The following is a 24,504-nucleotide window of genomic DNA, read 5'->3' on the forward strand; positions in this document are numbered from 1 at the left end:
CACGCGACGAAGTAATACCGACGGTGTTCCGTTCGGAATAGGTTTTATATACGCCATCTGTGTACAGCCGCTATGTACGAGGCGACATTCTCGATTACAGACTCGAGTGCTTACACTGGGCCGACCGGTGATGCGGACTGCCGGATCGAACTCTGGTGTAACGACCACACGGACCTGCTCTACATCTCCGGCACCGAAATCGAGCCCCTGTTAGCCCAGATTCGATCTGACATCGGCATCGAGACCGAACTACGCCGCGACGAAGAAGCCGTCGTCATCACGAGTTCGTGTCTCAAAGAGCACGAGGTGACCCACATCGAACGCTACCTGCAGGCGTACAACTGCCTCCTCTTGCCGCCGCTCCGATACGAAAACGGCGCAAAACAGTGTCGAATCCTCGCACTCGAGTCGGCAAATCTCACTGACCTCTATGCGGAGCTGGTCGCGGACGGCTTCGAGATCGACGTCCGAGCGAAACGTGAGATCAGCACGCCGGTCCAGTCGACCCCGCTTTTGACCCTCGATGACGTCTTGCCGGAACTCACTGAACGCCAGCGAGATGTCCTCACGCTAGCGGTGGAGTGGGGATATTACGACCTTCCTCGAGAGACAACGACGGCGGACCTCGCCGACGAAATTGGGGTCAGCCGGCGGACGGTAGAAGATCATCTCCGACGTGCTGAACGAAAGTTGCTCACGTCGCTCGTTTCATATCTGTACTGAAAGCGTCGGGATGGATGTCCGATTAGAGCAGGCCAAGCGCTGCAACCGCGTGCGTGATCACCGTGATGACCGGGATCAGGATGATCGTCCGCATGACGAACAACAAGACGAGGTCGCGGAATCGGATCGGAATGTCGCTAAACATATCCATCATCATCGGCGCGGTCGCAGAGAAGAAGATCAACTGCGAAATCGATAGCAGGGCGATGAAGAAGCGTGCCATCGCCTCGGCTTCGGCGACCAGCAGCGCCGGAATGAACATCTCGGTGATCCCGATGATCGACGCCGGGGCAACGATTTCGGCGTCAGGAATGCCAAGGAGTTCGAAGACCGGAATCAACGGCTGTGAGATAATATCGAACGTTGGCGTGTACTCGGCGACGATGACGGCTGCGAGACCAATCGACAGAATCGTCCCGAGGATGAGAATCGTGAGTTTGATGCCATCGATAAAGCCACGAACCGACGCCCCGACGATTGTTCCACCCTCCTCTGCCTTCGTGACCGCCTCGGAGAGTCCGAACCGGAAGTAATCGCCCGGAGAGCCCCGGAACGGCGTCTCGGGATTCGGTTCGGCGACGTACTCCTCAGGGACTCTACTCAGCGGTGGAATACGGACCAAAATTGCAGCCGTCACCGCGATACAGAGCAGATACGAGAGGAAGATGACCGGAAAGAGCTCGAGCAGGTCGACTGTCGCGGCCACGACGCCGACGAATCCAATCGAAACGGTCGCAAAACACGTACTGATGATGTAGACGTCGCGCTTGGAATACTCACCGCGGTCGAAGACGTTTCGCGTCACGTAGAGGCCGACGCTGTAAGATCCGACCCACGAGGCGACGCTGTCGAGTGCCGACCGCCCCGGAATCTTGAACAACGGCCGCATGATCGGCCGAGCCATCGTCCCGACGAACTCGAGGCCGCCCAGTTCGACGAAGAGGTTGATGAAGATGGCACCGATTGGGATGATGACCGCGACGCTGAGGATGAGCGTGCCCCAGACGAGGCCGCCGGTACTCGGGCCGATCAGCCACTCGGGGCCGACCTCGAGGAACAACACCGGCGCGAGTACGGCACCAGCGACACGGAAGAACCAGAAGGGTGTCGACGTCTCCCAGTAGGGCAGCGCCAGCTGTGTCGTGAGACTGTCGCTGATTGAGACGGCGCCACGTTTTCGAAGCTCAGCGAGTGTGGTCAACAGCCCACCCGAGATAATGAGTGCAAGCGCGTAGGCTCCCGCAAACGTCGGATACGTTCCCGTAATCCAGCTGACGACAATATCGAACGGGACCGTTATCTGGCCGTCCCAGGGGACGGGGACGAGAAAGAAGAAAAACCCGATCAGAAACGCAACCACGAACTTCGACACCGGTCCCCCTCTGATTTCAGTAAGATCGATGTCCTCGAGTGTCTTCGTCTCAGGTTCCGTTTCGACTCGTTTTGTTTCCTGTTCGTCCCGTGACCACGCCGCTTCGTCGAACATAGTCATACTGTGGGGTGCCCGCTAACAAGTGCCATATGGTGCCACATGGTGGGTGATTTATAATAAACTAGTACTCAGCTCAGCCATACGCCCACTTCATTCAGCCATGGGCCATTCGCTCGAGCGTTCGGTATCCATACCAGACAGGACTTAGTCGTGGAGTCTCTTTCTCCGATATGAACGAGCAGACGCCGAGGGTGGGTCGCGACGGAATAGGCACGGGAATCGATGGGCCAATTCGCCGTCGAACGGTGCTGAGTATCACGGCTGGGATTGGCGTTACGGCACTTGCTGGCTGTCTCGGAGAGGACGACGACGCACCGGATCCGATCACGATTGACGCTGATCGAGCCTGCGACCAGTGTACGATGCAGATCGGCCAGCATCCAGGACCAGTTGGACAGACACACTACGCCGACTCTGAAGCCGTCATCAACGAGGATCGACCAGCGCAGTTCTGTAGTTCCGTGTGTACATACACCCACACGTTCGAACAGGAAAGTGCCGATCACGACCCCACGGCGATGTATCTAACCGATTACTCGAGCGTTGACTATGATGTCCAAGCCGATGGCGACGCTGAGGCGATCAGCAGCCACCTCGAGGCCGACACGTTCGCGGCTGCGGACGGACTCACGTTGGTCGTCGACAGTGATGTCGAGGGTGGGATGGGAGCGTCGATGATCGGCTTTCGCGAGAATACTGAGGCAGAGGAGTTTCAGGAGGAGTACGGCGGCGAGCTGTACGACCACGGGGAGGTCACGCCGGAGTTGGTCATGTCCCTGATGGACTGATCGAACGCAAGGGAGGCTATCGGCGGACGCCCCAGACTGCAACCGCGAGCGAGCCAAGCGTCCATGCGAGCAGTCCGACGAGACTCGCAATCGGCGAGGCTACTTGTGGCCCAGTTCCCGACGCGACGATGATCGTCGTCTCGAGGACAAGTCCGCGATAGGCACTGAGGGGGCTGATCGCCAGCGCGTACAACAGGTCGGCGTCGCCGATCACGCCCTCTGCAAGCCCGTAGACGAGTGCGAGATCGAAGCCGACGAGGAGCGCAACAAGCGCGACGATAGACAACCCAAGCGCGCTTCGGGTTGCGCTGACTACCGCCGAGATCGCGAGTGCAACGGCGAGCACGGCGAGTGCGAACAACACTGTCAGGACAAGAAACCGGGCGAACAGCACCGGCGAGTCGGCACCGGCGTGTGTCGCGTAGAGTCCGGCAGTGCCATCCGCTGTGACGGCAATCGCGACCGCAGCGACGACGAGCGGCAGCGCAACCCCAACTGTAAGTCCGACAGCCCGGCCCGCGTAGACGCCGAGGACGATCTCTCGAGGCGAGACGGGATACGTCTCGAGGACATCGAGTTCACCCCGCTCGTCATCGGCGAGAATCGCTCGGTAGCCGAATGCGATGGCGACAATCGGCACAAGCAACTCGAGGGGGGTCAGCAAGTCGACGGCCGTCGGGAGGTAGCCAGCGGTGTAGCCATCGCCGATCCAGGTGACTCCGAGGACGACCGCTGTGAGCGCGGCCGCAAGCAGGTAGAACGTTCGGTTTCGGGCGACGGTCCGGAGTTCGCGTCCAATAATCGTCCAGAGAAGGTGGCCGGTTCCCGGTGTCTGTGCAGACACCGACGAGTCGGCGTCGTGGCTGCTGTCGTCAGCGCCGGCAGTTTGGCCACTCATTCGTCGGTCACCCCCTGTACCCGGACGGTTCCCGCCTCGGCTGCAACTGACTCCTCGTAGACCGCACGGAGTGAATCCACCTCGAGGGCTGCCTGAATGTTCGCCGGTGAATCTTGGTGCAGAATCTGTCCGTTGTCGAGGACTGCAACGTCGTCGGCAGTCCGGTCAACGAGTGCCAGATCGTGGGAACTCAACAGCACGGCGGTTCCGTCAGCAGCCAGTTCGGACGCGACGTCGAAGACATGGCTGCTCATCCCAGGATCGAGACCACTCGCAGGTTCATCAAGGACGATAATCGGTGGATCGCCAATCGTTGCCTGTGCGATGCCGACCAGTCGAGTCATCCCGCCCGAAAGCGCTTCGACAGGGCGACTGGCAGCATCGGCGAGTCCGACCGTCTCGAGGCGATCCATGGCGTCGGTTTCAGCCTCGTCAGCACCGACCAGCGACGAGTAAAAGCGCAGCGTCTCGAGAACGCTAAATCCGGGTCGAAACGCGGGCTGTTGTGGGAGATAGCCAATCCGGCGAGCGGCCGCGTCGCCCCGATAGCTGACCGATCCCGATGTCGGCTCGAGGAGGCCGGCGAGCACCCGAAGCAGCGTCGTCTTCCCGGAGCCGTTCGGGCCGATCAGCGCCGTGACGGTCCCGGTGTCGACGGTCGTGGAAACGTCTTCGAGAACCGAAACTGTCCCGTAGTCGTGGTCGACGCTGTCGGCCTCGAGAACGGCCTGCTGTGTGGATGCGTCCGCTGGCGTCGTCTTGGTATCGTTCGATTCTGCGTCGCTAGCCGCGCTCGTGCTCGTGTTTGTGTTCGTATCCGTGGTCATTGTGCCTCGTGACTCGTTCGGTCACAGGACCAGGCTCGATCCGCCCACACTGTTCCCTCGAGTAGGTCCGGATTGTTCGGTTCGCAGGTCGGTGCCAGGTCGACGATGCTGCCGGTTCGCATTCCGGGGACGGTCCCCTGGAACCCAGAGAGAGCCTCGAGTCCGGGTGCACGTGACAGGGTCGGCGTGCCGTCGACGCGGTGGAGGCGCTGGTCGATGGGTGCTGTTGGCGAGTACGCCCGGTCGACAGTTGTCTCGGCGCTGCGGTCGCCGGGGAAGGGTAGTGCCCCCTGCCAGTAGTTCCCGCTCTCGCCGTCAGTCCAGATTCGCAGCGGGCCGGTGCCGGCTTCAGCGTGAATCTCGTTGTCGATAAAATCGTTTGCGGTGACCTGATTCGTGGGCAACATCGCGCGGGTTTGGGCGCCGATTTCGTTGCCCGCGATCACGTTGCGCTCATAGAGCGTGTCCGTCGCATCGACCCGGAGTCCGACATGGCTGTCGGTCAGGACGTTCCCGGCGATATAGGAGGAACTTCCGCTGGGGAACAACGCGTAGTCCGCGTTCTGCACCACGTTATCGACGATGGCGTTTCGCTCGGGACCAGTCATGATATAGATGCCCGTATTCGACTGATTGCGCACCTGATTCTCCGCAAGCAGCGAGTCTGAGGTATGCATCAGGTGAACCCCGAGTCGGTTCTCCTCGAGGTGGTTGTTCCTGATGATCGTGTCGGGAGAGCGGTGAGTATAGATGGCGTCTCGCCCATCAAGTACTGTCGAGTCCTCGATGACCACTGGCGACCGGAATGCGAGAATCCCCGTGTGTCCATCCTCGAGGTCATCGGGACTATCGATGGTCACGTTTCGGACGACTGACTCGCCGCTCCGGCGGAGAATAACGCCACTCGGTGCGTCGTCTACGGTGACGTCTTCGATCAGAGCCCCGGGTGCGGAGTGGACACCGATGCCGGCGTCTCCGCCCGCGTAGTTCCCTTCGAACGTTCCGTCCCAGTCGTCAGAGTCCGGATCATCGCCCGGAAGGTCGCCATCGCCCAACCGTTCGGAGCCAGACCCGACAATCTCGAGGCCAGTAATCGCCGTTCGCTCTGCTGTCGCGGTGATCACTGTCCCGTTGTCGCCACCATCGATGGTGACGTTCCCCTCGCCAACGAGCGTCAGCGGCCGATCAATCTCGAGGCGCTCCTCGTATTCGCCGTCGGGAACGAGCACAGTCGTGTTCGCTGGCGCTTCCTCGAGAGCTTCCTGGACGGTGTCGGTGTCCTCACCGACGACGGTCGAGACGGGCCGGTCGCGGAGGGCCGTTGCAGCCTCGACTCGCTGGTCCCCCTCGCGGTGCTGGTCGTCGACTCGATCCCGTACCGCTGTTGCCTCGTCAGTCTCGAACTCGGCCTCAAGGAGTTCATCCCACGTGAGGACGATGCCGTCGTGGGTTTCGGCGAACGCGTGGGCGTCTTCCCGGTCAGAAAATGGCATCACCGTATCGCCACCGGGTGCAACCGCATCGCTCTCGGAGACGTACCAGGCGTCCTCGGCGTCGTGCCAGGCTGGCTGATTGTCGACCGTTGGATACCCGTCCGCGTTCAACTCGATGTCAGTCGCCGAATAATCGCTGACGTAAATCGTCAACGGGTAGCCAAACTGCTGGGTATGGCCCTCGCTCCGCTGTGCGGTGACGAACGTCTCGAGGCCGTAATAGCCAACGACGTACTCGTACTGGGAGTAAAACACCTGCGCCTTCGGCAGTTCGACCTCCTCCTCGAGGCCGCGTTCGTCCTCGAGGGCGAGTCCCATCGAGACGGTGTCGTCGAAGAGCGCAGGCTCAGGGTCGCTCGTTTCGACATCGAGTACAAACAGGCCGACTATGGCCACCGCAACGACGAGAACGACGCTGACGGCGACGAGACGCCATTGGCGCTTCACAGTTGTCTTCAGCGCGGGACCTACGTATAGCGTTTGGTGTGGCTGTCGAATCTATGGGTTCGTGATCACAGGATATAGTAGCCACTGAACGTCAGTGTGCACCCAATCGCACGATAGCTATGCGATTAGTGTGTACACAGTTCCAGTTGTTACTATAGGTGCTGTGGCCGCTCTCGTCGAGACAGCCCATGTTCGCTGTGTGTCTCGGCCGTGTGCAGTAGTGTTTTGACTACGACTCACCTCAAGGTATATACACAATCCCGATAGAATTTGTCTATGAAGCGACGACAAATTATTTCGTCTATCGGTATTCTCGCTACTTTCGTCTCCACAGGTTGTCTCGACAGCGAATCCGACGAAGCCGAAAATGGCGACGTTGGCACTCAGGATGGCGAGAGTGAACCCAAAGAGGAGGAGGAGGAGACAACTGGGGCTGTGAGAAACAGACTCTTCACTCTTCGGGGAAAACTCGTCGAAGAGCGTTCCATTCCGAGTAGGTATGATGTCATATCAGGGGAAACTGATACTATCAAAAACGAGGGCCTGTACCCTGAATTTCTGGAGAACGTAGAAGAGTATGCTGAAGAAGCCGAACTCGGGTCGTATATCAACGTGAGATCGGTTACCGAGAATTCTGACGAAGGAAAAGAAACGCTCACCGCCACCGCAGAAGTCCATCAAGCGGGGACACCGCCTGCACCACATCACAATGACCACCCAGGTCGTCGCGAAAAAACGTTTCACATGGAACACGATGGAGCTTTCTTGATGGTATTCATTCAGTATCCAGCCGACGACGAATAGTCAATCATCAGTTCGGACTTTCCGAGACGGTAATTTTGTTCGTATCCTCGTTGTCCGATGCGTCAGAGGCAATTGGTAGGCCAGAAAACCGATGAGCGAATACAAAAACAGCAGAGCGACTGTTTGGGAACGTGTCAAAGCTGGTGTTCACCGTGGTCGGCATATTTTTAGTTCCTCTGTCTCACTTATACTATATGACGACGAACGGAACGGAACTCGAGGATCGAACGCGTCGGCTGGTCGGCATTGGGGTTGGTATTCTCACTGCTGCTACGTTCGCCGTATTGGGTGTCGTCGTCCTCGAGAGTATCTTCTATGGCGTACTGATGGCGTCGTTCTCCGGTGGCGGCTCGGTGTTGGCTGTCCCGTGGCGACTTCGGCTGTCGGCTGCACAGGCCAGTGCGGATGAGCGTGTGTCGTTCTCCGAGACCGTCGCCCGTGCGGGTGGAAATGCACAGCAAGGGTTGTTCGGCGTCGGCCTCGTTCTCGGTGCGGCCGCGATGTTTACTCTCGCACTTGGTGGCACCAACCCCAGTCCGACGCTCGGAATCACTGTGGGCATCTCGAGTGCGGTTCTCGTTGCGTATATTGGCGCTGTGATTCTGTAGGCATCTGGTGAAGGATTGCGCAACTACGCTGTCAATCATGTGCGCCCTCGACGATTGCGTCTTGGTTACGCCGACAATGTCAGATAGTAGCTATTGAAAGTCACTGCACACCTGATCACAGGATGACGTTGCGATCAGTGTGTAAATCGTTTCAAGAGCTACTATAGCACAGTTTGCATCCCTTGCTCTGTGACCGCAGAGAGCGATACGGACAGGTTGGGTACAGCCCATTGTAAAAAATCTGTACTATGGCAATAGACCGAACCCACTCTCTGCTGTCGTTTCCTCACCCATGTCTTCGGTTACGGTGACAGTGCCTGGGAGGTCTCCATCGACGGAGACTACCACACGATACGAGACAGTTTGGAAAAGCTCATCACAGGTATCGCTTCCGCTGTGTTGTCGAGTAAGTCGAATCTGCAGTTCATCACGTTCGGCGTCATAAGAGGGCTCTGCAAGGTGTTCACTATAGCACGCGTTACCAATTCCATACGCGCCTATCACGTGTATTTCATCATCTTCAAAACTGACGGCTGGGTCATCATTCATTCCCTTGTCAACGTCAACACCTGTCTCGAATTCATAGTGGGTGATTACTGTACTTCCACTATTGAGATTTCCAAGGCATCCAGAGACGGACACAGAGATGAGCATTCCGGTGCTAGCGAGAAGGGACCGTCGTTTCACACTAAAATCAAGAGACGTTGACTATAAGTGCTTTCTCCCGACTCGAACGGAATACTGACCGACATATGTGGCCTCAGTCTGGTGAATGTTGAAATAACGCTACGGGAAGCGTTCTATGACACCCTCTAGGCCTGCAGTTCGATCATCGCGGTGTGCTCCTCGAGCCACGCTTCAGCGTCGAGTGCAGCCATGCTCCCGGTGCCGGCCGAGGTAATCGCCTGCCGGTAGTCGGGGTCCATCACGTCGCCAGCGCCGAAGACGCCGTCGACGGTCGTCTCGGTTGTCATCCCCTCGAGTGTCTCGAGGTGGCCGCTGTCGGCGAGATCGACGGGGGTCTTCTCGAGGAAATCCGTGTTCGGGATGTGGCCGACACCGTAGAAGATGCCGCCGACGTCGATGCGTTCGCGGTCGACCTCGTGGTCATCCAGGGTTGCAGTCGGGTGGCCGTCGGGATGGGAGACCAGCGTTGCACCGGTGACGCCGGTGCCCTGTGAGCCGTGAATCTCGAGGAGTTCGGTGTTCCAGCGGAATTCGATTGCGTCGTGTTCACGCGCTCGCCGCGCCATGATGTCCGAGGCACGAAGCTCGTCACGTCGGTGAACGACGGTCACGCTGTCGGCGAATTTCGTCAGGAAGAGCGCTTCTTCCATGGCGCTGTCGCCGCCACCGATGACGAGGACGTCGTCACCACGGTGGAACGCACCGTCACAGGTCGCACACGTCGAGAGGCCGTAGCCCATCAGGTCGTCCTCGCCGTCAGCGCCGACCCAGCGGGCGCTCGCGCCGGTGGCAACAATCAGGGCACGCGTTCGGATAGTGTCACCGCTCGCGAGGGCGAGTTCGAACGGCTGGTCCTCGAGGTGGGCAGCGTCGACGGTGCCGTGTCTAAACTCAGCCCCGAAGCGCTCGGCTTGCGCTTTGCCCTGCTGAATCAATTCCATGCCGCCGATTCCCTCGGGAAATCCGAGGTAGTTCTCGACGTCGGTTGTCAACGTGAGCTGGCCGCCGGGTTCGGGCCCCTCGAGGACGAGTGGCTCGAGGTCGGCTCGTGCGGCATAGACCGCAGCCGAGAGGCCGGCAATGCCGGAGCCGACGATGACGACGTCTCGAGTCGTAGGCGTGTCGGCTGTCGTGGAATCCGTGTTCATTCGGTGTGGGTTTCGATCAGGGTTCGCAGTTGGTCGGCGGGCAGTGCGCCAGTCTGTTGGTCGACCTGCTCGCCGTCAGCGTAGAGGACGAGCGTCGGGACGCCACGGACGCCGTAGGATTCCGCCAGCTGTGGATGCTGGTCGACGTCGACTTTTGCGATGGTCGCGTCCGTCTCTCCCGCGAGTCCGTCGAGGACGGGCTCGAGCATCTTGCATGGCCCGCACCATGTTGCGAAGAAGTCCACGAGGACGACGTCGTGACGGTCGATGAGGTCCTCGAGGTGGTCGCTACCGTCGACCTCGAGCGGTTTTGCCGGCGATTGTGCGTCCGATCCGCTGTGGGTATCAGTTGTCATCACTGCTCTCTACGGGCCGAATGCTTGTAAAGGTTTTGTAGGTATTGCACAATTCAGTGTACTTCGAAGGAAGGTTGATTTCTGGTATGATTGGATAGATGCGCTGTAGCGATGCTATTGAACTTTCGTGGACGAATATGTGGCACTCTCGAGATGTATTGCTCTGAGCAATGTTGCACCATATCGGAAATACAAGTCGAATCCAGTAGCGCGGGCTACTCGTGGGGGTGGAACCGCTTGACGGCACGGTCGACTGCGTCCGTCTGTCCGAGGAACGTCACACGATCACCATCTCGAAGTTCGTGATCGCCCGTCGGCACTTCGGTTGTCCCGTCTTGGTGAGTGAGCAGTCCGACAATGACACCGTCGGGAATTTCGGCGTTGAGTTCGGCGATGGTCTTTCCGACGAGGTCCGTGGCCGTCACCTCGATCTCTTGGACGTCACCCGTCCGCCCGAGTTCGTTCATCCACGCCGACAGCGACGGTCGTTCGAGGACGTTCTCGAGCGACCACGCGGTTGCCATCGAGAGATCGATTGCATGGACGCCGAGTGATTCGAAGGCGTCGACGTTGTCGGGTTGGTTCACCCGTGCGGCGACCGTGTCGACGTCGAAAGTCGTTTTTGCGAGCTGACAAACGAGCAAGTTAACGTCGTCGTCAGGCGTGACCGCGATAACAGTCTTCGCCTCATCTGCGCCCGCTTGCTCGAGGATCCTGGCGTCAGTGCCATCGCCCTCGAGTGCACGAAGGCCGCGTTTGCGAGCAGTTTCGACTGCATCGGAGTCGGTGTCGATCAGTTGTACGTTCTCTCCGTCCTGTTCGAGTCGTTCTGCGAGCGAGAGACCGACGCGGCCCCCGCCGATGATGAGTGTGCGCATTGGTGAAACGCCGAGTGAGGTTGCGATCTGTCGTGCGAGGCCAGCCTGAAGGACGACTGTCGCGAAGATGATGAGAAAGACGGTTCCGGCGAGCAGTTGAGCCTCCTGTGGCCGACCGAGTGCCTGGAGTTCGACGGCAAACAGCGTCGCGACGCTTGCGGGGATGATCCCGCGCGGGCCGACGGCGCTCAGAAAAAGCCGTTCGTTGGTCGTAAAGCGCTCGTGGGTCGTCGAGAGGTAGATGACGGCTGGCCGGAGCACCAGCGTGATCGCGGCGACGATGGCAAGCCCGGCCAGTCCAAGCGCACGGATATCCGCAAAGTCGATCAACGCCGCCAGCGCGACGAAGATAAACGAGAGGACGACGACCGAGAGGTCATCGAGGAAGTCGATCACGTCCTCGTGGTACGGCAGGTCAACGTTTCCGAGAACAAAGCCGGCCATTGCGGCAGCGGCGATACCCGTCTCGCTCGCAATCGTTTCAGCACCAGCGTAGGCGACGATGATCCCGGCAAGAACGATCAACCGGGCGTGAAGCGGCGCTGCAGACGGTCGGGACTGTCCATGCTCGAGGAAGAACCAGACCGCAGCCGCAACGAGCGCACCGACTGCGAGCCCGATTCCCAACCGTCTCGCAAACTCACCGACGAGCGCGGCCGGTGTTCCAGTCCCCGCGACGAGGACTTCGAAGATGACGACAACCAGAATCGCCGCGGTGATATCGTTGATTACACCTTCACCCTCGAGAACGCTGGCAACGTGATCGCGCACGGTCACGACCTGCAGGATCGGTCCGATCACCGTCGGCCCGGTCGCAATCAGCAGTGCGCCGACTAGGAGGCCGACCTCGAGACTCGTCTCGAGAAAGACGACGACAGCGGCGGCCGTGCCGAGCCAGGTGATCGCCGCGCCGATGGTGGTGAGCCGAAGCAGCGCCGTTGGACTTTCCCGAAGCTTCTCGAGGTGGAGGTGATAGCCGCCTTCGAAGAGGATGATCGCGACGCTGACGCCGACCATCGCCGAGAGTCCGCCGCCGAAGCTCTCCTGGGAGACGACCCCAAGCACTTCGGGACCGATCACAATCCCTGCGACGATCAAAAAAAGGACGCTCGGAATGTGGATTTGGTCGGCGAGAACGCGGGAGGCGACCCCGAGTGCCAGAATGAGTGCGACGATTGCGATGAGAGTCACGATTGATCAGCGGTGAGCGAGCACGCGGTGGTCCCGGCTATGCTGAGCCCACACGAGTGGGTCTTCAATGGCATCAATCATCACCGTTTGGTGTGGTGTGTGCGCTCGAGTCGTCCGAACCGGTCGATTGGACGACCTTGTAGAGGATCATTGACGCGACGAAAAACGACGAGCCGACGAGCAGGAGGACGCTCACGAGATCGAGCGCGTCCGTGCCAAGCCAGTTTGCGAGTTCGGACAGGGCGATTCCGCCGCTGGCGAAGACCATCATGAGACCGAAATAGACGATGACGTCGTCCTCATCGACCATCGTCGTTGCAGCGGAGCCGATGCGAGCGCCGAGAGCACTCCCGACTAGCAGCAAGGAGACGACCGTCAGGTCGACGCTGCCAGACATCCCATAGGTGAAGGTCCCGAACGCGCCCGAGAACAGCCCGGCGAACAGGCTGGTGCCGACGGCTGCAGTCAGCGGCGTCCCGATCAGGTAGTAAATCGCGGGCATGCGGATGAAGCCACCACCGACGCCGATCAGCCCCGAGACGAGGCCGACGCTCCCGCCGGCACCCGTGATTGTCCACACCGATGCGCGCCCGCCGGACGTGAGTGAGATCATCGGCGGGATGGTGTAGGACTGTATCTTCTGGCCGATGGCCGGAATGTCCTCATCACTGACGTCGTCGGAACCGTCATCGCCTCCAGTGTCGTCCCCATCCTCGAGGGTGGCGGCTCGGCGAAGGAACAGCGCGCCGATCCCCGCAAGCAGGACGACGTAGGCAATGCCCGTGACGAGATTCGCGATTCCCAGCGCCTCTAAGCCAAAGACAAGGCGACTGCCGAGTTCGATCCCAATCGAGAGCACGATGAACAGGATCGCGCCGAGTTTGTAGTCGACCTGTCCGATATCGTAGTGCTTCAGGACGGCAATCACCGACGTCCCGAAGTAAAACGCCAGTCCGCTCCCGATAGCGACCGACGCAGGGTAATCGAGCAAGAGCAGCGTCGGCGTAATCAGGAACGAGCCACCCATGCCGAAGAAGCCAAACAGGACGCCGACCATGAAGCCAAAGCTCACGAACAACACCAGCAGAGTCAGACTCAGTCCCAGTAGCTCCATCGATTAGGCGTCCGTGATCGTTTTAATCAGTGGCGTTGCAACTCGCTCGAGAGCGCCGTACCCGACGTAGAGGACGACGGCCTGAACGAGGATGACGCCCACGAGGAGCGTCGCCTGTACCGGTGCAGGAACTGTGGCGAACTCGATCATGCGTCGCACCCTCCATTCGCAGTTGGTAGTGTACAGCTCATGGATTTCTACTCATTACTCTCTACTCCGAGGGAGTGTATAACGCTTTTGGGACTCAAGAACAATATTACTCCAGCCTATGCGACGCCTATCCAACGAGAATATTTCCATACGTTATGGAGATATAGATCCTCGAGTTCGTCGTCGCGCACACCGACGGTGCGTCTCGCCCGCGCCATATCGAACGATTGTCGGATAGAAGGCGCACATGGGGTCCACTCACACAGACTTCGATAGCAGAGATCTGCCCGCACATTCCACGGTCTGGCCAAGAGTCAGTGTCCACATCAAACTCAGTTGCTGCCAGGTATGCTGCCATATATTGGGATACCCAAACAATATTATGCTGTCAGACCGTACGAGGCGTATGAAAGCGGTACTCGCCACAGACCTCTCGGCGGCCAGCGAGGCGACCATCGAGAATGAGACCTGCCTCGAGTGTCTCGGTCGAATCGGCATCGAAGAGATGCACCTGGTGACGGTCATTCCGTCAAACGTCCACGCGGGCATGCCCGGAATCGACTTCGAAAAACGGCGTCGAAACGCGATCTCAGCGTACGAAGGCGTTATCGAACGCGCTGGCTTCGATGTCGAGACGCATGTTGTCCGCGGGACCCCACACCGCCGCATCCGCGGCATCGCCGAAACGATTGGGGCGAGTCTCACCGTTGTCGGCTCGCGCGGGAAAAGTCCACTCGAGAATCGGGTTATCGGCTCGACGGCGCGCAACCTCGCCCGAACGACCGAGACGCCGCTACTGGTCAATCGAATCGAACGCGAGGCCGACGATCCGACCGTCGTCAGACAGCACTTGTTCCAGCGAATGCTGTATGCGACGGATTTCTCCGAAAACGCAGATCGTGCGTTCGAAGCGTTCTCGTACCTGCGTCATGCAACCCAGGAGGCGACGCTCGTCCACGTCGAAACGCCGAAAGATCCCGGTCCGACGGAGGCAGACGACCCCGAAACACAGCTTTCAACGTTGGCCGACCAACTCGAGGAGTGGGATATTGACACCCGTCTCGAGATTCGCCAGGGTGATCCAGCCGACGAGATTCTCGCCGTCGAAGACGCCGTCGACCCGACGACGATTCTCGTCGGCTCGCGCGGTCACAGCCGGCTTCGGAGACTACTGCTGGGGAGCGTTTCTGAGGACCTGGTTGCGCAAGCAAACGGCAACGTGATGCTCGTGCCACCTGCCTGATCGCGCCGCACAATTACCGAGAGACGACAACTGCCAGCGTCTCTGGCCGGTCGTGGACACGCTCGAGGGAGAAGCCAACGTCCTCGAGGTGGGCCACGACCTCGTCGGGACCGAATCGTTCGTCGACTGGCGGGCCGTCAGCACCGGTTCCAGTGGCCGACCAGTCGACGGTGACGAGACGACCGCCCGGACGAATCACGCGGGCGAGTTCCGCCATCGTCTCGTCCGTGGCGTACTCATGGTGGGTCATCGTCGAGAAGGCCCCGTCCAGTTCGTCGTCCGCGAAGGGCAACGAGTCGATCCCTGCGGTGACGAACTCGACGTTCGCTGTGCAGCCTTCGTCGCGGTGGTACTCGTGCATCTCCTCCTGTAGGTCGACTGCGTACAGCGTCTCGACGAACGGAGCAACATCTCGGGAGTAGAAGCCCGTTCCCGATCCAAGATCCGCGACGACAGCCTCGGCGTCGGGTGCGAGCATCTCGAGCAGTTCCTCGCGCGAGCAAAAGCGATAGCGTGACGGATCCTCGAGTTTGTCAGCGCGGTCGATGGGGAACGTGTGAAATCCCATAGCGACACTTTTGGGCGGCAGGCACAAGAGTGTGCCTGCTCGAGAGGAGGTCGACTAGTTGAACGCGCCTGCCACGAGCAGCGGGAAGACCAGCGTCGCCTCCGCTTCGATCTGTGTGTAGTTCGCTCGTTCGTCCTTGATTTTGCCCCACGAGACTGCCTCGTTCGGCGGGGCACCCGACAATGAGCCGTCTCCTTCCATCCCTGTCGAAATGTATACGACGTAATCCGCGCCGCCGCGGAACAGATTGGTCATAATCGCGTGATGTTTCGGGACGCCGCCACCGACTGCGATCAGCCCCGTTGTGTCTGCGAGTAACCCATCCTCGATGAGGGAGCGAAAGCGAGCGAGTAGGGTGGAGTCGTTCACTCGTCGAATCGCAACAGCCGCAACCCGATCAGGCTGACGAGGACAGTCGACCCCTCGTGACCGACGACCGCAACCGGGAGCGGGATTCCAGCGGTGAGAATCGCGATGACCATGATTGCAATGGCTCCGAACGCGATGGCGAAGTTGATGTACAGCGTCCGGCGCGTCTCCTTGCTGAGGGCGAACGCGTAGGGAAGCCGATTGAGTTTGTCCGACATGAGGACGATATCGGCCGTCTCGAGTGCGACGTCAGTTCCGACGCCACCCATGCCGATGCTGATATCGGCCGTTGCGAGCGCGGGGGCGTCGTTGACGCCGTCACCAACCATCGCGACAGCCTCGTGGCGCTCCTGGAGTGCCTCGATGTGATCGACTTTCTCCTCGGGAAGCAACGACGCGTACACCTCATCGATACCCAGTTCCTCGGCGATGTACTGAGCGACCCGCTCGTTGTCGCCAGTCAGCATGACGACCTGTTCGACGCCACGTTCGCGAAGTTGCTCGATCATCTCGGCTGCGTCGGGACGGATCGTGTCGGTAAACGCGAGCCAGCCGAGCACGGATAGCTCCTCGTCAGTCTCGCTCACGACGAGGACACTCGTTTTTCCCTTGTTCTCGAGGTTGCGGACAGCCTCGAGACCAATTTCGCGGCCATCAATCGAGCGATCCTCGAGGACGGTCTCGACGTAGCGCGGGTTCCCGATGTGGATTGTCTGTCCGTCGACGGTCGCGTGGACACCTTTGCCGACAACGGCCTCGAAGTCGCTGGCAGCAGCCACCTCGAGAGAACGGTCCGCAGCAGCCTCGACAGTCGCCTCGGCGAGGTGGTGTTCCGACCGGGACTGGACGGCTGCCGCGAGTGCAAGCAGTCGGTCGTCAGCGTTGGAGTTGTACTCGAGTGCGCTGTCTGCGAGCAGGTCGCTGTCGAGTGCACCGCCGTCGGTTGAGAGAGCCGTCTCGCGGGCGCGGACGTCAGTTAGTCGCGTGTTCCCCTCCGTCAGCGTCCCCGTTTTGTCGAACGCGATTGCGTCGACGTTTCCGGCGGTTTCGATGTGTTCGCCGCCTTTGAACAGGACACCCTGTCGGCCACCGGCAGAGATTGCCGACAGCACTGCCGCCGGCGTCGAGATGATGACTGCACAGGGTGAGGCGGCGACCATGAGTGTCATTGCCCGATAAAAGGTCGGCTCGAACGAGTGATTCAGGAGTGTCAGTGGGAGCGCGATTGCGACCACCGTCATCGCGAACACGCCAAGCACGTAGGGCTGTTCGAAGCGGTCGATGAGTTGCTGGGTCGGCGCTCGTTTCTCCTGTGCCTCCTCGACCATGGTAATGAGCCGGGAAATCGCCGACTCCGTGGCCTCTCGGGTCACTCGCACCTCGAGGCTGCCCGTCTCGTTGATCGTCCCGCTGAAGACCTCGTCCCCGGGTTCTTTCGCCACGGGCACCGATTCGCCAGTGAGTGAGGACTGATCGACCGTGCTCTCGCCGGTTTCAACGACGCCATCGAGGGGCAACCGTTCACCGGGGCGCACAACGAACACGTCGCCGACCTCGACGTCATCGATTGGCGTCGTCGTTTCCGTCCCGTTGCGAAGCACCTGCGCCGATTCCGGGCGCATCTCAACAAGCGACTTGATCGCGGTTCGTGACCGGCCAATCGCATACTCCTCGAGGACGCCCGAGAGCGAGAACAGGAACAACAACATTGCGCCCTCGAACGGTGCGCCGATGTACAGCGCCCCGAGCGCGGCGATAATCATGAGGAGATCAATCTCGACTGCCGGCTCTCGTATCGCCGCAACGCTCGCTTTGAGGCCGTACCAACCGCCGAAGACGTAGGCTGCGCCATACCCTCCCCAGACGACCGACGACGGCGCACCGAACCAACTTCCGAAGAGTCCGACAAACATGCCAACAAACGTGATACCGACGAAAATCGCCTGTCGGCGTAATTCGAGTCGGTCCGTCAGCGCTGCTGACCGTTCAGCAGCGTTCGAGACGGAACTCGAGCTGGTATCCATATCGGGAGTTGTCTTTGGGCCAGAATAAGCATTTGTATCGTGGAGGCCAAAGCCGGGTACATCACAGCGACCGCGACGAGTTGATGACGACCAGCAGACTGCTCGTTGCCATTGCGAGGGCTGCAACGAGTGGACTCAGTAGCCCAGTGATCGCAACTGGGATTGCAATGGCATTGTAGACGAATGCCCAGCCCAGATTCTGGCGGATTCGGCGGTGTGTCCCCGACGAAATGTCGAAAACGTCGACGATAGAGCCGAGGTCATCGCCAAGGATCACGGCGTCTGCAGCATCGGTCGCGAGTTCAGTGCCGCTCCCCATCGCGATTCCGACGTCTGCGGCAGCCAACGCGGGCGCGTCGTTGCTTCCATCGCCGACCATTGCGACCGTTCCGCGCGTCCGGAGCCGACGGATCGTCTCGGCTTTGGCCTCGGGCGGGACCGCTTCGAAAACGTCGTCGACGCCGTCGATGGCGCGAAACCGATCAGCCGAGGCCCCCTCATCACCGGTGAGGACGACGACTGATCGATCAACTGAGAGCGTATCGATCACCGTCTCCCAGTTCTCACGGGGCGAGTCGCTGACTGCAATGACGCCGTGGACACGACCATCCCAACCGACGACAACTGGTACCTCACCCGCAGATCGTGTCTCTTCAATACTCGCTGCCAGTGACGCTGGAATCGAGAGGCCACGGCTACGGGCAAATTCGGGATGCCCAACGAGCGTGCGCTCACCGTCGATGACGCCGGTAACGCCTCGAGCAGTTCGTTCGAAGTTTCCAACGTCAACAGTTTCGACTGCATCACTATCTGTGTCATCGAACGGTGCATCGGCGATTGCACGGCCGATTGGATGCTCGGAGAGCGCTTCGACGGCCTTGGCGCGGCACAAGACAACACCGGCATCGACCGGCTCTCGAGTCTGGTCGGTACTCTCGTCGACGTAGACGTCCGTGACAGACATCTCTCCCTCAGTAAGCGTCCCGGTCTTATCGAGGACGACAACATCGATAGTCGGTGTCGCTTCGAATATCGTCTCCGTTGCAACGACGATTCCGCGTCGGGCTGCCGTCTGGATACCCGACGCGATTGCAAGCGGTGTCGCAAGTCCAAGCGCACACGGACAGGAGACGATTACGACCGTGAGCCCGACAAGCAACGCTGTACTCGGACTCGAGCCGGTCACGAGCAGTACAGTTGTTGCGATAGTCGCGAGGACGACAACGAGTGGAACGAAGACTGTCGCGAGTTTGTCTGCGAGTCGCTGGATGCCCGGTCGGGCGCTTTGAATCGACCAGAGTAGCGACACTAGTCTATCGTGGGTACTTTTTGCGTCGTCACCGACCTCGACGACGACCGGTGCATCTGTGACGACGGTCCCACCTCGAACAGGATCGCCGGGCGTTTTCGTCACTGGCAGAGACTCGCCAGTAATCAGCGATTCGTCGACGGCCGCCTGTCCCTCGTGGATCGTTCCATCGAGTGGGATGCGCTCTCCCGAGCGAACGAGGAGGTGGTCGCCCGGATCGATGGCAGACAGTGCAACTGTGTCACCGCTGTCTGCCAGTCGGGCGGTATCGACCTGTGCTTCGGTCAGCTCACTCAGCAGTCCCGCAGCGCGGCGCTTGATCCGGGTTTCGTAGTAGGTGCCAGCGGTGACGACGAGGACAACCGCGACGGACACATCGAAGTACAGATCTGTCCGTCCCAGAACCATCGCGAGGGTACTGTACGCGTACGCCCCCACGGCAGCCAGCGAGACGAGGAGATCCATATTGGGCATTCCCGACCGGAGGCTGACGTAGGCCCCGCGCAAGATAGGCCAGCCAGTGTAAAACAGGACGAACGACGTCATCAACCAGATGTTCACTACGAGGTAGTAGCCATCGTAGCTCCCGAACTCCGCCAACGGCTCGTAGCCAAAATACGTCGGATAGAGAAACACGCCATACCAGACCATCACCATCATCCCGAACAACCCGCCACCGATAAGGAATTTCACCAGTGAATCATCGCGGGTGCGGTCGTCCTGCTCGTTCGTCCGTTCGCGAGCGTCATAGCCGTACCCCGAAAGCACAGTCGGAAGCGCCGTCTCGTCGAGGGCCTCAGGATCGTACGCCACCCTGACCGTATCAGTTGCGTAGCTCGCCTCCACGCCGAGCACTCCCTCTGTCGCCATTGCCCGCGTCTCGAGAAATGCCTCACAGGTCGCACAGTGCATCCCATCGACCGTCAGATACGCATCCTCGCCCTCGAGATCGTCCATCGTCGACGACTCACTCGCCAGCCGGTCACGAACGGCAGCACCGTCCGTTTCTGCAGTCTCACCGAGTGCCCGGTGGACTTCGAGACAGCCACGACAACAAAACTGCGTGTCATCGGGTCCAGTAATGGGATCACTCGAGATCGGGAGCGAACAGAGACTGCAGCCGCTCGAGTCGTCTGCAGGAGTTTCAGGTTCGGTTGGAACGGATGTGTGACTCATCGGCAGAGAGACGATAGCTCGAGGCGTCTAAACAGGGTGCAGTGATGGTGCCACGCAACAGCGGCGACTGCGTTGAACGTGAGCACTAGCCACGTGAGGGCACACTCTATCGCGGGTCGCTGTCGCCCCCGCATGTGTTTGGAACGGTTCGGACGGTCACAGCTACGGTGACGTTCCATTCGACCCGTGGTCGTGGTGGTCTGGAACTGGTGTGAATGCAACATAAAGGCAGGCGAGAATCAGTATGACATTGACCGCGGCAACGAATCCGCTTGTTGCTGATCTGCCGAATCCGAACCAGGCGACAGGAATCAATGCCAGCAACCCGACTGGAAGCGAATGCCGGGGTGTGAGCGCCTCGAGTACCATACAGGTAGTGGGCAGTATTGCGAGATAAGTACTATCTTTTGTTCCTATGGGATGGGAATTGGAATCGCTATTTAACCTATATCTATCCCAACTCATCCGCATGAATTCGGCGACAGACCACGAACAGAATACACAACGACGTGAAATCGGCCACGACGAGTACAATCCGGTAGGGACACTCGCATTGATCATGCTGTACTTTCTCATTTTGGTCGCGCTCTGGTTCTTTATGTACTTTGTTGAGTTCTTGGGGAACGATCCAACGGTCGTCGGCTCTGTCTTTCTCGCAGGGGGGCTCATATGAATATTCACACGTATGAGAAACTGTGGCTCGTCGCTGCGATGGTACTAATTGTCGGGTTCATTGCGACCATCACGTATGGGTCGGTCGCCCTCGGTATCACGATGGTTGGTGATCAGGAACCGACTGTTGAACCGGGGGAACTGAACGATGACGAGCGCTTCGGAGATCCTGGCGTCGAACACGTCGGTGAAAACCAATACGACGCATACGTCGTCGCCCAAACCTTTGCGTTCCGACCTGAGGTGCTCGAGGTCCCAGCAAACAGTGACGTAACGTTCTACGTAACCAGCCGTGACGTCATTCACAGTTACAGTGTCGTTGGGACCAACATCAACACGATGGTGATTCCTGGCGAGGTCGCCCAGATGACTGTCGAATTCGATGACCCAGGCGAGTACGGTGTCGTCTGTAACGAATACTGCGGGTTCAACCATCACGAGATGGAAGGCCAAATCCACGTCGTGCCCGAAGACGAGTTCACTCTCACCGAACTGTCGGCTACGGCTCCTGATGAAGTGACACTCGACGAGGACGTGACGATTGATGTGACGGTACAGAACGGATTGCTGGATGATATCGAGACGGAAGTAACTCTCGAGAGTGCCAACGAAACGATGGAGACGACGCTCTCCGTCGCGGGCGACACAAGCGAGGAAACGACGTTCACACTCGAGGCGTCTGAACTTGGAGAGGGCGACCACGACTGGACGGTCACTGCCGATGGCGAGGAAGTGAGTGGGACTGTGACTGTGATGACGGACAGCGAAGACGACGCAGACGATGCTGCTGCGACTGGAGGTGATGCTGATGAGTAATTCGACAGGTACGTATCTCGAAATGTTCCCAGCGGAAGCGAGAATTGTGCGGATGGCATTCTACAGTTCGTTCCTTGCCCTCGCAATCGGTGGGCTGTTCGGACTGATCCAGACACTTCATCGAACTGATGTCCTCCGATTTATCGATTCGACGGACTACTATACCGTTCTCACCGCACACGGCGTGTTGCTTGCAATTACGTTTACAATTTTCTTCCTCGTTGGCGTGTTCACGTGGGCGGTAACAACCAGTTTAGATCGGGGCCTCGAGGACATACGATTCACGTGGGCCTGGTACGGGTTGATGGTCCTTGGGACGGTGTTGACCGCGATTCCAATCTTCGCCGGGTTCACTGATGCAATCGACATGAGTGCCTCGGTGCTGTTTACGTTCTATGCCCCGCTGCAGGGCCATCCACTGTTCTACCTTGGACTCGTTTTGTTCGTCGTCGGTACCTGGCTCGCTGGAGCCGACTGGTTCCGGTCGTGGTGGGCCTGGAAACAGGAACATCCCGACGAGCGTATCCCACTCCCGACGTTTATGGTTCTGACGACGACGCTGATGTGGTATATCGCGACGCTTGGCGTTGCCGTTTCGATCCTCGCGTTCTTGCTTCCATGGTCACTGGGCTGGATCGACACTATCAATCCACTGCTGACCAGAACGCTATTCTGGTTCTTCGGTCACCCGGTCGTCTACTTCTGGCTGATGCCGGCGTACATGATGTGGTACATCATGTTGCCAAAGATTTCGGGCGGGAAACTGTTTAGCGATCCGCTTGCCCGTGTTGTGTTCGTCCTCTTCTTGATTCTCTCGGTCCCAACGGGGATCCACCACCAGTATCTCGATCCCGGGATCGCAGAGGGCTTCAAGTTCATCGCAATGACGAATACCATGTTTCTGTTGCTCCCTAGTTTACTGACGGCGTTTACTGTCGTTGCCAGCATGGAACACGGCGCTCGTCAGCGCGGCGGCGAGGGCTACTTCGGCTGGCTGACGGCACTGCCATGGCGTGACCCCATTTTCACCGGAATGGCGCTTGCGGGACTGATGTTCGCTGCTGCCGGCTTCTCGGGCATGATCAACGCCGGCATGAACATCAATTATCTCGTCCACAACACGTTCTGGGTGGTCGGTCACTTCCACCTTACTGTCGGGACAGCCGTTGCACTGACGTTCATGGCTGTTACCTACTGGTTCCTCCCACAGGTGACCGGCAAAGAACTCTGGAACCGCTCTGTTGCGCTCGGCCAGGTCGTCCTCTGGTTCGTCGGAATGACGTTCATGTCCAATGCAATGCACCGCGCCGGCCTGCTTGGGATTCCACGTCGAACCGCCGAACCACAGTACGACGGCTTCGAGTTCGAAGCCGGCGTCGGGAGCGTCGCTGAACTCGACGCACAGATCGTCCTCGGCGGCATCTTGCTGACACTCTCCCTGGTGCTGTTCTTTGCGAACGTGATCGGAACAGTACTCAACAGTCGCAGCGAGACGCTTCCACCAAACGAATACGCCGAGACACTCTCCGGCCCAGAGGACGCACCACCCGTCTTGGATAACCTCAAACTCTGGACGGCGATTGCAATCGTTCTCGTCGTCTTTGCGTATACGTTCCCACTGCTAAGCATCGTCGACCGTGGCGGGCTGTTCGGCCCCGATATTACGCCGTTCCCCACACTCGTCGACCCAGGAACCGTCATCGCATACGCTGGCCAGCAACTCGAGGGCCTTGTGCTCGCAGTGATGACGCCACTCGTTGAGGCCACTCTCTCGGCCGTGATACGCTAATGCGGATCTCGAAAGCGGGGCTCCTCGTCGTCTTGGCGATGCTTGCACCCCTCCTCGTCGAACTCAGGACAGTGCTCTCGTGGTTCGATATCGAACTGACCGTCATCGAGACGGTACTCGTCGGGGGCATCCTCGTTGCCTGTCTGCTCATCTGGGCGTTCCTTCCAGCACGGGACACCGAGACCGAACCCACGAACTCGAGGCAGTGACGAGTTGCTGACTCGAGTGGGGCGAATACGGTGACTGGCCGTCGATTGACTGTCTGCTCTCCACTAGGAGAGTCCCGTTGTGTGGGATTCATCGATTAATTTTTCAGCAGTACGAAATAGAGTTATATATGACGCTGGTCGTCCCGTTTGATGGGTCACAATTATCGGAAACAGCACTCGTTCGTGCGACCGAGTTCGGGAACGTTTTCGACGAAATCGTCCTTGCAGTGAGTGTCATTCCGAAGGGGAATACAAAGTACGCCAGAGAGCGCGGTTGGATTGGATCGAAGGACGACTTCGAGATGGAGACTGTTGTCTCGAGGCTGCACACCCAAGTGACGAGTCTCTGTCCCAGCGCAAACTTTCGCCATACCGTTGTGGATCGCTATGCGCCGTCCGGTTCGATTGCAAAGCAACTGCGCAGGGTCGCACGGATCGAGGACGCCTCGATGGTCTTCATCGGGAGCGAAAACGCAGGCCAGTTCGTCTCAGCAGTGAGTAGCGTTGGTGGGAATGTCGCCACGGATACGGGCTACGATGTCGTCATCGTTCGTCATCACCGACCAGCGAAGATAAAGAAACTGCGGACTGCATCGACACAGTCGGTGAAGTCGGACTTTTATCATCCCAGATAAGCCGTGACTGGTCGTGCTGTCGTCTGTCGTATCCACCATGGAACACCGTCGATCTGAGACTCGAGAAGTGGAACATCACAGGTCGTCGGC

The 24,504-nt window shown here is 59.2% G+C and carries 23 protein-coding genes and 1 pseudogene; 10 read left to right on the plus strand and 14 right to left on the minus strand.

The window, feature by feature from the left end; translation table 11 throughout:
- The first annotated feature begins 72 nt into the window (after positions 1 to 72).
- Positions 73 to 723: a helix-turn-helix domain-containing protein gene (locus tag B2G88_RS16705; protein ID WP_054861861.1), complete on the plus strand. Its 651-nt coding sequence runs from the start codon at positions 73 to 75 to the stop codon at positions 721 to 723.
- A 22-nt stretch (positions 724 to 745) separates the two neighbouring features.
- Here the strand turns inward: B2G88_RS16705 and B2G88_RS16710 are convergent, their stop codons facing one another.
- On the minus strand, positions 746 to 2,209 hold the full coding sequence (locus tag B2G88_RS16710) for a YjiH family protein (RefSeq protein ID WP_054861860.1): 1,464 nt from the start codon (positions 2,207 to 2,209) through the stop codon (positions 746 to 748).
- 176 nt (positions 2,210 to 2,385) lie between these two features.
- On the opposite strand from B2G88_RS16710, the gene B2G88_RS16715 reads away from it, so the two are divergent.
- Positions 2,386 to 3,003 (plus strand): nitrous oxide reductase accessory protein NosL, encoded by a 618-nt coding sequence (locus B2G88_RS16715; protein ID WP_054861859.1) that lies wholly within the window; start codon positions 2,386 to 2,388, stop codon positions 3,001 to 3,003.
- 16 nt (positions 3,004 to 3,019) lie between these two features.
- Here B2G88_RS16715 and B2G88_RS16720 read toward each other — a convergent pair whose 3' ends face one another.
- The 3 genes from B2G88_RS16720 to B2G88_RS16730 are packed head-to-tail and all read right to left on the minus strand — an operon-like array spanning position 3,020 to position 6,539.
- Entirely contained in the window at positions 3,020 to 3,901 is an 882-nt protein-coding gene (locus B2G88_RS16720; RefSeq protein WP_054861858.1) for an ABC transporter permease, read from the minus strand.
- Positions 3,898 to 4,728 (minus strand): ABC transporter ATP-binding protein, encoded by an 831-nt coding sequence (locus tag B2G88_RS16725; RefSeq protein WP_087715457.1) that lies wholly within the window; start codon positions 4,726 to 4,728, stop codon positions 3,898 to 3,900. The genes B2G88_RS16720 and B2G88_RS16725 overlap by 4 nt, the downstream gene beginning before the upstream one ends.
- Positions 4,725 to 6,539: a NosD domain-containing protein gene (locus tag B2G88_RS16730; protein ID WP_245835436.1), complete on the minus strand. Its 1,815-nt coding sequence runs from the start codon at positions 6,537 to 6,539 to the stop codon at positions 4,725 to 4,727. Before B2G88_RS16730 ends, B2G88_RS16725 begins: the two co-directional genes overlap by 4 nt.
- Positions 6,540 to 6,944: 405 nt before the next feature.
- On the opposite strand from B2G88_RS16730, the gene B2G88_RS16735 reads away from it, so the two are divergent.
- Positions 6,945 to 7,472, plus strand: coding sequence for a hypothetical protein (locus B2G88_RS16735; RefSeq protein WP_054861857.1), 528 nt, complete (start codon positions 6,945 to 6,947; stop codon positions 7,470 to 7,472).
- Between the two features lie 194 nt (positions 7,473 to 7,666).
- Positions 7,667 to 8,080: a hypothetical protein gene (locus B2G88_RS16740; RefSeq protein ID WP_087715459.1), complete on the plus strand. Its 414-nt coding sequence runs from the start codon at positions 7,667 to 7,669 to the stop codon at positions 8,078 to 8,080.
- Between the two features lie 246 nt (positions 8,081 to 8,326).
- Here the strand turns inward: B2G88_RS16740 and B2G88_RS19720 are convergent, their stop codons facing one another.
- The 6 genes from B2G88_RS19720 to B2G88_RS19725 all read right to left on the minus strand — a co-directional run bounded on the left by B2G88_RS19720 (position 8,327) and on the right by B2G88_RS19725 (position 13,604).
- Positions 8,327 to 8,767 (minus strand): hypothetical protein, encoded by a 441-nt coding sequence (locus B2G88_RS19720; RefSeq protein ID WP_176393277.1) that lies wholly within the window; start codon positions 8,765 to 8,767, stop codon positions 8,327 to 8,329.
- A 125-nt stretch (positions 8,768 to 8,892) separates the two neighbouring features.
- The gene (locus B2G88_RS16750) at positions 8,893 to 9,915 is read right to left on the minus strand and encodes an NAD(P)/FAD-dependent oxidoreductase (protein WP_087715460.1); all 1,023 of its coding nucleotides are present in this window, start codon (positions 9,913 to 9,915) and stop codon (positions 8,893 to 8,895) included.
- Entirely contained in the window at positions 9,912 to 10,271 is a 360-nt protein-coding gene (gene trxA / locus B2G88_RS16755; RefSeq protein WP_054861854.1) for a thioredoxin, read from the minus strand. The genes B2G88_RS16750 and trxA overlap by 4 nt, the downstream gene beginning before the upstream one ends.
- 215 nt (positions 10,272 to 10,486) lie before the next feature.
- Positions 10,487 to 12,340 (minus strand): cation:proton antiporter domain-containing protein, encoded by a 1,854-nt coding sequence (locus B2G88_RS16760; protein WP_087715461.1) that lies wholly within the window; start codon positions 12,338 to 12,340, stop codon positions 10,487 to 10,489.
- A gap of 73 nt (positions 12,341 to 12,413) precedes the next feature.
- Positions 12,414 to 13,454 (minus strand): sulfite exporter TauE/SafE family protein, encoded by a 1,041-nt coding sequence (locus B2G88_RS16765; RefSeq protein ID WP_087715462.1) that lies wholly within the window; start codon positions 13,452 to 13,454, stop codon positions 12,414 to 12,416.
- Between the two features lie 3 nt (positions 13,455 to 13,457).
- Positions 13,458 to 13,604 carry a DUF7512 family protein gene (locus tag B2G88_RS19725; RefSeq protein ID WP_176393278.1) on the minus strand — a complete coding sequence of 49 codons (147 nt, stop codon included), beginning with the start codon at positions 13,602 to 13,604 and terminating at the stop codon, positions 13,458 to 13,460.
- A 406-nt stretch (positions 13,605 to 14,010) separates the two neighbouring features.
- Between B2G88_RS19725 and B2G88_RS16770 the strand changes: the two genes are divergently transcribed.
- Positions 14,011 to 14,847, plus strand: a complete 837-nt coding sequence (locus B2G88_RS16770) for a universal stress protein (protein ID WP_054861853.1) — start codon at positions 14,011 to 14,013, stop codon at positions 14,845 to 14,847.
- A 13-nt stretch (positions 14,848 to 14,860) separates the two neighbouring features.
- Here the strand turns inward: B2G88_RS16770 and B2G88_RS16775 are convergent, their stop codons facing one another.
- From B2G88_RS16775 to B2G88_RS16790, 4 genes and pseudogenes are all read right to left on the minus strand, one after another.
- On the minus strand, positions 14,861 to 15,415 hold the full coding sequence (locus B2G88_RS16775) for a class I SAM-dependent methyltransferase (protein WP_054861852.1): 555 nt from the start codon (positions 15,413 to 15,415) through the stop codon (positions 14,861 to 14,863).
- Positions 15,416 to 15,469: 54 nt separating this feature from the next.
- Positions 15,470 to 15,757 (minus strand): annotated as a pseudogene (locus B2G88_RS16780) (deoxyhypusine synthase family protein); the annotation flags it as partial.
- A 23-nt stretch (positions 15,758 to 15,780) separates the two neighbouring features.
- Positions 15,781 to 17,808, minus strand: a complete 2,028-nt coding sequence (locus tag B2G88_RS16785; RefSeq protein WP_087715463.1) for a heavy metal translocating P-type ATPase — start codon at positions 17,806 to 17,808, stop codon at positions 15,781 to 15,783.
- 61 nt (positions 17,809 to 17,869) lie between these two features.
- A complete protein-coding gene (locus B2G88_RS16790) occupies positions 17,870 to 20,293 on the minus strand; it encodes a heavy metal translocating P-type ATPase (RefSeq protein ID WP_087715464.1) in 2,424 nt (807 codons plus the stop codon).
- 469 nt (positions 20,294 to 20,762) lie between these two features.
- Here B2G88_RS16790 and B2G88_RS16800 point away from each other — a divergent pair, with 469 nt between their 5' ends.
- The 5 genes from B2G88_RS16800 to B2G88_RS16820 all read left to right on the plus strand — a co-directional run bounded on the left by B2G88_RS16800 (position 20,763) and on the right by B2G88_RS16820 (position 24,414).
- A complete protein-coding gene (locus tag B2G88_RS16800) occupies positions 20,763 to 20,966 on the plus strand; it encodes a hypothetical protein (protein ID WP_054861850.1) in 204 nt (67 codons plus the stop codon).
- The gene (locus B2G88_RS16805) at positions 20,963 to 21,781 is read left to right on the plus strand and encodes a cytochrome c oxidase subunit II (protein WP_054861849.1); all 819 of its coding nucleotides are present in this window, start codon (positions 20,963 to 20,965) and stop codon (positions 21,779 to 21,781) included. The genes B2G88_RS16800 and B2G88_RS16805 overlap by 4 nt, the downstream gene beginning before the upstream one ends.
- Positions 21,768 to 23,570, plus strand: coding sequence for a b(o/a)3-type cytochrome-c oxidase subunit 1 (locus tag B2G88_RS16810; RefSeq protein ID WP_394335716.1), 1,803 nt, complete (start codon positions 21,768 to 21,770; stop codon positions 23,568 to 23,570). Before B2G88_RS16805 ends, B2G88_RS16810 begins: the two co-directional genes overlap by 14 nt.
- Positions 23,570 to 23,779, plus strand: coding sequence for a CbaC protein (locus B2G88_RS16815; RefSeq protein ID WP_087715466.1), 210 nt, complete (start codon positions 23,570 to 23,572; stop codon positions 23,777 to 23,779). The genes B2G88_RS16810 and B2G88_RS16815 overlap by 1 nt, the downstream gene beginning before the upstream one ends.
- A gap of 128 nt (positions 23,780 to 23,907) precedes the next feature.
- Positions 23,908 to 24,414, plus strand: a complete 507-nt coding sequence (locus B2G88_RS16820; protein ID WP_054861848.1) for a universal stress protein — start codon at positions 23,908 to 23,910, stop codon at positions 24,412 to 24,414.
- The last annotated feature ends 90 nt before the right edge of the window (positions 24,415 to 24,504 follow it).

This window comes from Natronolimnobius baerhuensis, assembly GCF_002177135.1.
In the GTDB taxonomy this organism is placed as follows: Archaea; Halobacteriota; Halobacteria; order Halobacteriales; family Natrialbaceae; genus Natronolimnobius; species Natronolimnobius baerhuensis.